We start from the raw sequence: 7,805 nt of genomic DNA, 5'->3' as shown, positions 1-7,805 counted from the left end.
TCGCGGCGCGCGTCGCCCAGAGCGATCCCGCGAAATTCGTCTTCTGCCCAGCCCATGCGATCCCCAATGAACGTGAATGCTCAAACCTATTTTACCCGCACACGGGGAGTTGTGTGTAATGGGATGCATTAACGCCGCGCAATTGCTGGGTGGCGACATGCCGCCTTGCCCGTAACGAGAGACCGGTCGGGCGTTGGGATGCCCGAGCATCGAGGGCGGCATTGCTCCGCCCTTTGACGACAGGCCATGCCGGGGCAGTCTGTCCGTTTGAGGAGGAATCGGCCATGGAGCAAACGCGGCGGTGAGCACCAATCTCTCTAACCATCAGGGTTTGCTTGCCAGATCTGCTGCGAGCCCTGTCTGGCTTTGGATCTTTTGTTTCTTCGCGGCTGTACCGACACTGGCGATGATTGAGCGATTCGTGCAGGTTTCCCTAACAGCCTACCCTTTTGCTCCGGTTGTCTGGACAACACTCTTGCTCCAGATGCTGTATCTATTGGGGCTCTTCGTTTCCTGCAGACGATTGTTTTCGATGTCTCTGGCCCCGGTTCGTCACATCGTGGGGTGGCATGTCCTGGGTGTTTTCACGCTGCTCTTTCTGCTTTTTCTGGTGGTCTACCCGATCGCCGATTCCGGCCGATTGGGCTTTTATAGCGATCGTGACGAGGCGATCGATGTCGCGGTCAGACAACTGGCGGCAGGCAACTATCCCTATCGCTGTAAAGCTCTGTCCGGGATCCATGATGGCTGCCCGGAAATCGGTACTCCGATTGCCCCCTTGCCGGGCGCATTGCTTGTCTCGGCACCTTTCGTCTTGGTCTGGGGCAGCGCGATCCAATCGTTTTTCTGGCTTGGTGTCTTCTATTTTTCTTCGAAGCGGCAGACAGGCAATGCAAACCTTTCCTCGGTTCATCTGCTCTCGCTGCTCGTGCTTGCCCCAGTGCTCGTCGCGGAGATCCTGACGGGCGGCGATCTGAGCGCGAATACGCTGGCGGTGACCTCGTGCATTCTGCTCTCGCTGCGTGCACGGACGCCAATGTTCGGGATCGTCTGTGGACTCCTGCTCGGTGTGATGCTGTCCTGGCGGGCTCATTTCTTATTGGTGGCGGTACCGCTCGCCGCATACCACATCAAGTCGCGGGAGTTGGATAAACTATTGACGATCGGCTTAGCCGCGGCAGTCTCTTTTGTGGCCGTGACGGTTCCGTTTTGGCTGGTCGACCCCGACGCGTTTACGCCATGGACGGTGCAGCAGCATTTCGACGAGTTCAGACAGATTCTGCCACACGGCAACCTGGTTGCAATCGTCATCGCGGTGCCGCTAGGCGCGGTACTCGGCTTTCGCTCACGTACACATGCAGATCTGCTGATCGCGTGCGCGGCGACCCTCATCGTTCCGATGCTGCTCGCGATCTTGCTGAACTCAATGAGTCAAGGCCGTCCTACGTTTCTGTTTTTTGGCTGGTATGCGATCAGCAGTCTATTTTTGGGAACGCTCGGCGCGTTCATGCAGCACATCAAGGCGAACGTAACCGAGAGGGATGCCGCGCACCCTGGCGCGGCGATCCTCTGATCGCAGTCAGCCGCGGCCGTCGACTGATGCCTGTCCGCGTTGGCTCGGGAGCCGACTGGCCTTGTCTTTGACTGTTCATCGATCAGTGGTTAAGGTTTCAGCGGCGGCTGCCTGTTGTCGCCGGATCTTCCCGTCAACGATGAATCGCTCCCGGAGTTCATGTCCATGCAGATAATCCAATCTACCCAAGGGTTAAAGATGTCGTTAGCGTTGGGGATGTCGCTCGCGCTGACTCTGGCTTGCCCGATCCAGGTCAGCGCGGCGCCCATCGATCTCGTGCTCACCAGAACTTCTACTTTGACGAATGTCGATGATAGCGAAGGGCTTTGGCAGTACGACGGAGGCGAAATCAGCCTGGGTGGCGATCTGGTTGGATACTATGCCCGTAAGAAGCGCGTCAGCGATGGCGTGATTCTGAACGCGGCGACTGTCGAAATGACGCTGTTCGCGGATGGCACGAGCCCGCCTCAGAATCTAACGTTACTGGGTTCGCATAGTTTCAATAGCGGGGATGAAATCGGAAGCGTGAGCGCGGCTTCGAGCGATTTCAGCGCCTTTATTGGAATCCAGTTTTCCATTGACGGTGCGAGCGACGTGCTGACCCTGGAAGCGCCCTGATTCGTCGGCATCGCCCGTCGGTCGATGCGACGGGAGCGATCCAGGGATGGATCGCGTTGGTTCTTCCTGAATGCGAAGTCGATACCGTATGATCGCCGCTAGCGCTGCGAATCTGTGATCGCTCGCCACGACGCCTGTTCACGCTGAACGCGGTTTGAGCGGCGTGACCGCGCATCCATCCTCATCCTCTGTATCGCAACCTCAGGGAGACTCTCATACCATGTGCGGAATCGTCGGCGGTATTGCCCAACGTCCGGTCGCGGCCATCCTGCTTGAGGGGCTGCGGCGACTCGAATACCGCGGTTACGACTCTGCGGGGATTGCGGTCCTCGACGCATCGGGTTCGCTCAACCGCGCGCGCACGCTCGGCAAAGTCGCCCGTTTGAGCGAGGAGGTCTCCGCCCATCCGCTGCCCGGCACGCTGGGAATCGCCCATACGCGCTGGGCGACCCACGGCGAGCCCGCGACCCACAACGCCCATCCGCATGTTTGTCGAGACCGTTGTGCGCTGGTCCATAACGGGATCATCGAGAATCACGAGGTTCTGCGCCGGGAACAACGCAGTGCCGGACACCGGTTCACGTCCGAGACGGATACCGAGGTGGTGGTCCATGCGGTCTACGACGCGCTCCTGGCCGAGCACAGCCTGATCGAGGCGGTCCGTCAGGCCACCGCCCGGCTACGTGGCGCCTATGCGCTCGGCGTGATCGACACGCAGGATCCGGAGCATCTGGTCGCGGCCCGCCAGGGCAGTCCATTGGTCATCGGGGTGGGCTTCGGGGAGCATTTCATCGCTTCTGACGTGTTCGCGCTGTTGCCGGTCACCAATCGCTTTATCTTCCTGGAAGAAGGCGATATCGCTGAACTGACGCGTGAAAGGGTCCGCATCTGGGATCGCGACGGCCTTCCGGTCGAGCGCCCGGTCAAAACGTCTTCGGTCGCGGTCGATGCCGCCGAGCGTGGCGAATACCGCCACTTCATGCTTAAGGAGATCTTCGAGCAGCCACGCGCCATCGCTGACACGCTAGAGGGTCGGCTGGCCGGCAACCGGGTCTTGCCGGAGAGTTTTGGCAGCCAGGCCGCCGAGCTGTTCAGCGGCATCCAGGCGGTCACCATTGTCGCCTGCGGAACCAGCTTTCATGCCGCCTTGGTCGCCCGTTACTGGATGGAGTCCATCGCTGGGCTGCCTTGTCAGGTAGAGGTCGCGAGCGAATACCGTTATCGTACCCATGTCGTTCCTCCGCATGCCTTGTTCGTGACCATCTCCCAGTCCGGAGAAACGGCCGATACGTTGGCGGCGCTGCGTCTCGCCAGGGCGTCCGGCTATGACACGACATTGGCCATCTGCAACGTGCCCGAAAGCTCGCTGGTGCGCGAGTCCGATCTGGTCCTTCTGACGCATGCGGGACCGGAGATCGGCGTCGCGTCCACCAAGGCATTCACGACCCAGTTGGTTGCCTTGCTGTTGCTGACCACGGTTCTGGGCCGCTTTCATCGTCTCGACGAGGCTGGCGAAGCGCGCCTGGTGGGGCTGATGCGCGCATTGCCGAGCAAGATTGAAGGGGTGTTGTCCCTGGATAACCGCATCGCGGTGCTGGCCGAACAATTCGTCGACAAGCATCACACGCTGTTTCTGGGGCGCGGCGAACAATATCCGATCGCCATGGAGGGTGCGCTCAAACTCAAGGAGATCTCCTATATTCACGCCGAAGCCTATCCGGCTGGCGAGCTTAAGCATGGTCCCCTCGCGCTGATCGACGAGGACATGCCGGTCGTCGTGGTCGCTCCCAATAATGCCCTGCTGGAAAAACTCAAATCCAATCTGGAAGAGGTCCGCGCGCGGGGTGGCCAGCTCTATGTTTTTGCCGATTTTCAGGTGCCGATGGAAGAGGGCGATGGGGTCACCGTCATCCGCCTACCCGAGACCGATGACCTGATCGATCCACTGATCTTCACGGTGCCGCTCCAACTCCTGGCCTACCATGTCGCCGTGCTTAAGGGCACGGATGTGGATCAGCCGCGCAATCTTGCGAAATCGGTCACGGTCGAGTAGACACTGAGTTCGAGGACTGCTAGCGAGTTGGCAGCCGCGGCAGGCACGGACTTCTATACTGATGCCCAAGAGCGCGGCAGATGCCAATCGACCTCGCCGCGCGCAAGTCTCTCGTCCCGCGGATGCACGGATGAAACGGCAATAGCGGCAGCGAGTCTTGCTCCGCCCCGGGAGATGTCAGCCAAAATACAGCAAGTTGCTGAAAGCGAAGATGATCGACCTATGGCCGAGGCACTTATGTCCAATGTCCTGCCGTTTGGCGGCCGCGACGCATCCTTGCCACGAGAGATGTCGGAGGATGCGCCGTCCCTCCTCTCGACCTGCCGTGACCGATTGATTCAGAGCGTGACCTCGGTTTTTGTCCAGCACCTCGGTCGCGCGAACGACGAATTTCTCGGCATGGCGGACCGCGCGACCAACCTGGAGCAGCAACAGACCTGCTTCGCCGCCATGAACTTTCTGGCCAATCGCGCTCAAGGGTTGCTCGGACAGTTCCAGGGGGTGTATGCCGCCAACTTCGATGCGAGCATGGCCGCCCTGAACTCCGCGCATCCGCGTCACAATCAGCGCGTCCCCGACGAGTTGAAATTGATCGATACCGATGAGTTCGAGCAGGATCTGGCGATCGGTAAAGTATCCACCCGCGCCGCCTTCAATTGCTCCCAACACCTCGTCGCGCTCGATCGCCGACTTGGCGTCCTGCTGCATGTTCAGCGTCTCAGTCAGGACGACAATCCACTGCATCCAGGTCATCTGTTCAGCGCCATGCTCCAGGCCCTGACCGAGATGGATGTCAGCCGGGAACTCGCCCTTGCGCTGCTGCAATCGTTCGAGCGTCAGACCGCCGCCGAACTTCCCGGCATCTATGCCGAACTCAATCGTTATCTGGCCCAATCGGGCATTCTGCCGACGATCCCGTTGGCCAGCCCCCAATCGCTTTCAGGCACGCCACTCATCGGCAATCAAGGCGGTTCCGGCATGGTGTCGGGGGGTGCTCCCTTGTCCGAATCAAACAGGACGGCTCCGCTCAGGCAAAGCCCTGAGGCGATGTCACCCGGCTCGGGTGCCACGGTCTCTAGCGTCAATCAAGATGTCTTCAGCCAGCTACTGCAGGCGATCCAGACGGCAAATGCGCTCCACGCATCCGCGCCTGCCGGCTGGCAGTCGGGATCGTTGACGGCTCCGGCCATGAGCATGGGACCGCCAGCGCCCTCGAACCTCGGCGTCAATCAGTTGGTCGAGGCGCTGAGCGGTTTGCAGCGCGGATACGCCGATCCACAGTCGATGCCGGGAATGGGCGCGGTGCGGATCGATCCCGCGCAGGGCAATGTCCTGCAGCAAATTCGGTCGACGCCGATGGCCAGTTGGTCGCATCCGATGGATGCCATGACCATCGACATCGTGTCGATGCTCTTCGATGCCATTTTCAACGATCCGGATCTCTCCGCCGCCATGCGTGCCGAGATTGCGAAGTTGCAGATCCCGGTGCTCAAGGTCGCGCTCCTGGACAAAACCTTTTTCTCCGACCGCAAGCATCCGGCCCGACGTTTGCTTGACGCGATCGCGACCTCGGGTATCGGCCGCCATGAAAACGACGAACCGCGTCTGCTCGGTAAGATCCGCTCCATCGTTGAGAGCGTGGTCAGCGGTTTTGATTCGGATATCCAGATTTTTTCGAGTCAGGTGCGGAAACTTGAGGAATTTCTGCAAGACGAGGAGGGCCGCGCCCAGGGTAGGGCCACGCAAATGGTTGCCCAGCTCGAATCGGTGGAGCGCCGGGAGATCGCGGCGAACCGGGCCGCGACGGAGATCGAGTTGCGTGCCAAGCGCCACAAGGTCGCGCCGCTGATTGTCGATTTCCTTGAACGCCATTGGCGTCTGGTGCTGGCGGAGACCTTTGCGCGCGCGGGCGACAACGGCCCGGACTGGAGCGAAGGTCTCCGGCTGATGGATGAATTGATCTGGAGCGTGGAGCCAAAATTTGGCCAGCAGGAGCGCGACCGGCTGCTGGTGCTGCTACCCGACCTGCTCAAGCGACTGCGCCAGGGACTTGAGCGTGTCAAACTGGATGGCGCCTGGGACGATTTCTTCAGCGAATTGATCCGTCTGCACATGGCGGCCTTGCACAATGACAATTCCTCCGATGTCGCGACTCGCGAGAGCCAGACGCGCGGTGTACCGGACCCTCCGAGGCCGAGTGGAGTCGGTGACACGGTCGCCGACATCCAGCCGCTCCAGGCGCCCAAGCCGGAGCCGACGGACGCGCGGGCGGATCGCCATCTGAGCCTGGTGCAGGCGCTGGAGGTCGGCGCCTGGATCGAATTCCAGAGCTTTCGGGGCACTCGCAATACCCTGCGGCTAAACTGGGTGAGCGAGTTCAAGCGGGTCTATCTTTTTACTAACCGGCAGGGCGAAAACGCCATGACATTGGCGGCCACCAGCCTTGCCGATCATCTGCGTAAGGGGACCGCGCGTCTGCTCAGTCAGAATCCGCTCACGGATCGCGCCGTCGCGCAGGTGCTGCAAAAGGTGGGTCCTACATCCGCCGAACCAGGCGCGGGATCTCGGTCTCCAGGCTTTGTTTCGGAGTAAAGCCCAGCGTTTGTTCCAGCTTTTTCGACGAATACCAGTCATCTCCAGTGAGTTTTGCCAGTCCGTCCAGCGTCAGCGGCAGTCGACGACCGAGCAGGCGCTCGCCGATGGTTCCGCCCGCGGCAGCGGCCTGCAGCATCCACAACGGCGTGCTCCAGCGCGGAATCGGCCGTTCTAGCGCGAGCAGAATCCGCTCGTAGATCCAGCGTGTCGAATAGCCGCGCCCATCTGTGACAAAATAGGTCTCTCCACGGCTCGCCGGTTGTCGCACGGCCAGCAGCGCGGCGTCCACCGCGTCCTCGATATGAATGGCCGAGCGGCGATTGTCGATCCGGGGCCAGGGCGGAAAGCGTCCCGCCGCGATGGCCGCGATCATGCGCGAGAGGTTTCCCTTGCCGTCCAGTCCATAGACCATGGGTAGCCTCAGGATACTGGATTGGATGCCGGCGGCCCGTCCGGTCTCCAAAACCCGCTGCTCGGCCGCCAATTTCGCACGGCCATAGAGTGTGTCCGGTTTGGGGGACAGCGTCTCGTCGGCGGGGCATCCAGGCGCGCCGGCCCGATCGCCCATCACCTTGATGGTGCTGACGTAGATCTGCCGCTGGATGGCCGATTGCGCGACCTGCGTCATGAGGTTCGCCGTGCCCTCGGCCGTGACTGGCCAATGGCTGGGGGCGTTGTAGAGATCGGCCTCGTCGGTTCGGGGGGCGTAACTGGCCAGATGAAAGAGCGTGTCGATGCCGTTGCAGATCGATTTCAGGCAATGCGGATCGGTCAGATCGCCCGCGCGTACCGCCACCGGGCGATCCGGCCAGAGAGTCCGTGCCGCTTCGGGATCGCGGGTCAGGATCGATACCGGGCAACCTTCCCGCAGGAGGGCAGAGACCAGCCGGCGGCCAACCTGGCCGGTGGCACCGGTCACCAGAACGTTTCCAAATGCCGCGTCGCGCTTTTCGTTCATGACGTCTC

5 protein-coding genes are annotated in these 7,805 nt (G+C 61.1%); 4 read left to right on the top strand and 1 reads right to left on the bottom strand.

The genetic code is table 11. The features are described from left to right. The first annotated feature begins 301 nt into the window (after positions 1-301). The 4 genes from CCR95_RS18855 to CCR95_RS18840 all read left to right on the top strand — a co-directional run bounded on the left by CCR95_RS18855 (position 302) and on the right by CCR95_RS18840 (position 6,836). Complete coding sequence (locus CCR95_RS18855) at positions 302-1,573, top strand: hypothetical protein (RefSeq protein WP_201097349.1); 1,272 nt, start codon at positions 302-304, stop codon at positions 1,571-1,573. A 114-nt stretch (positions 1,574-1,687) separates the two neighbouring features. Then, on the top strand, positions 1,688-2,191 hold the full coding sequence (locus CCR95_RS18850; RefSeq protein WP_201097348.1) for a hypothetical protein: 504 nt from the start codon (positions 1,688-1,690) through the stop codon (positions 2,189-2,191). Between the two features lie 220 nt (positions 2,192-2,411). Further along, a complete protein-coding gene (gene glmS / locus CCR95_RS18845) occupies positions 2,412-4,244 on the top strand; it encodes a glutamine--fructose-6-phosphate transaminase (isomerizing) (RefSeq protein ID WP_201097346.1) in 1,833 nt (610 codons plus the stop codon). A 222-nt stretch (positions 4,245-4,466) separates the two neighbouring features. After that, positions 4,467-6,836 (top strand): DUF1631 domain-containing protein, encoded by a 2,370-nt coding sequence (locus CCR95_RS18840; protein WP_242523347.1) that lies wholly within the window; start codon positions 4,467-4,469, stop codon positions 6,834-6,836. On the opposite strand, the gene CCR95_RS18835 is transcribed toward CCR95_RS18840, so the two are convergent. Continuing rightward, positions 6,781-7,797 carry an NAD-dependent epimerase/dehydratase family protein gene (locus tag CCR95_RS18835; RefSeq protein WP_201097344.1) on the bottom strand — a complete coding sequence of 339 codons (1,017 nt, stop codon included), beginning with the start codon at positions 7,795-7,797 and terminating at the stop codon, positions 6,781-6,783. The two genes, CCR95_RS18840 and CCR95_RS18835, sit on opposite strands and share 56 nt — an antisense overlap. Between the last annotated feature and the right edge of the window lie 8 nt (positions 7,798-7,805).

This window comes from Thiocystis minor (assembly GCF_016653465.1).
Taxonomy (GTDB): Bacteria; Pseudomonadota; Gammaproteobacteria; order Chromatiales; family Chromatiaceae; genus Chromatium; species Chromatium minus.
This window is presented reverse-complemented; position numbering and strand designations above follow the sequence as displayed.

What these genes read in the sequence shown, in the direction of transcription:
- glmS (WP_201097346.1), top strand. Translation starts at nt 2,412, where the DNA reads ATGTGCGGAATCGTCGGCGGTATTGCCCAACGTCCGGTCGCGGCCATC.
- CCR95_RS18840 (WP_242523347.1), top strand. Translation starts at nt 4,467, where the DNA reads ATGGCCGAGGCACTTATGTCCAATGTCCTGCCGTTTGGCGGCCGCGAC.
- CCR95_RS18835 (WP_201097344.1), bottom strand. Translation starts at nt 7,797, where the DNA reads ATGAACGAAAAGCGCGACGCGGCATTTGGAAACGTTCTGGTGACCGGT.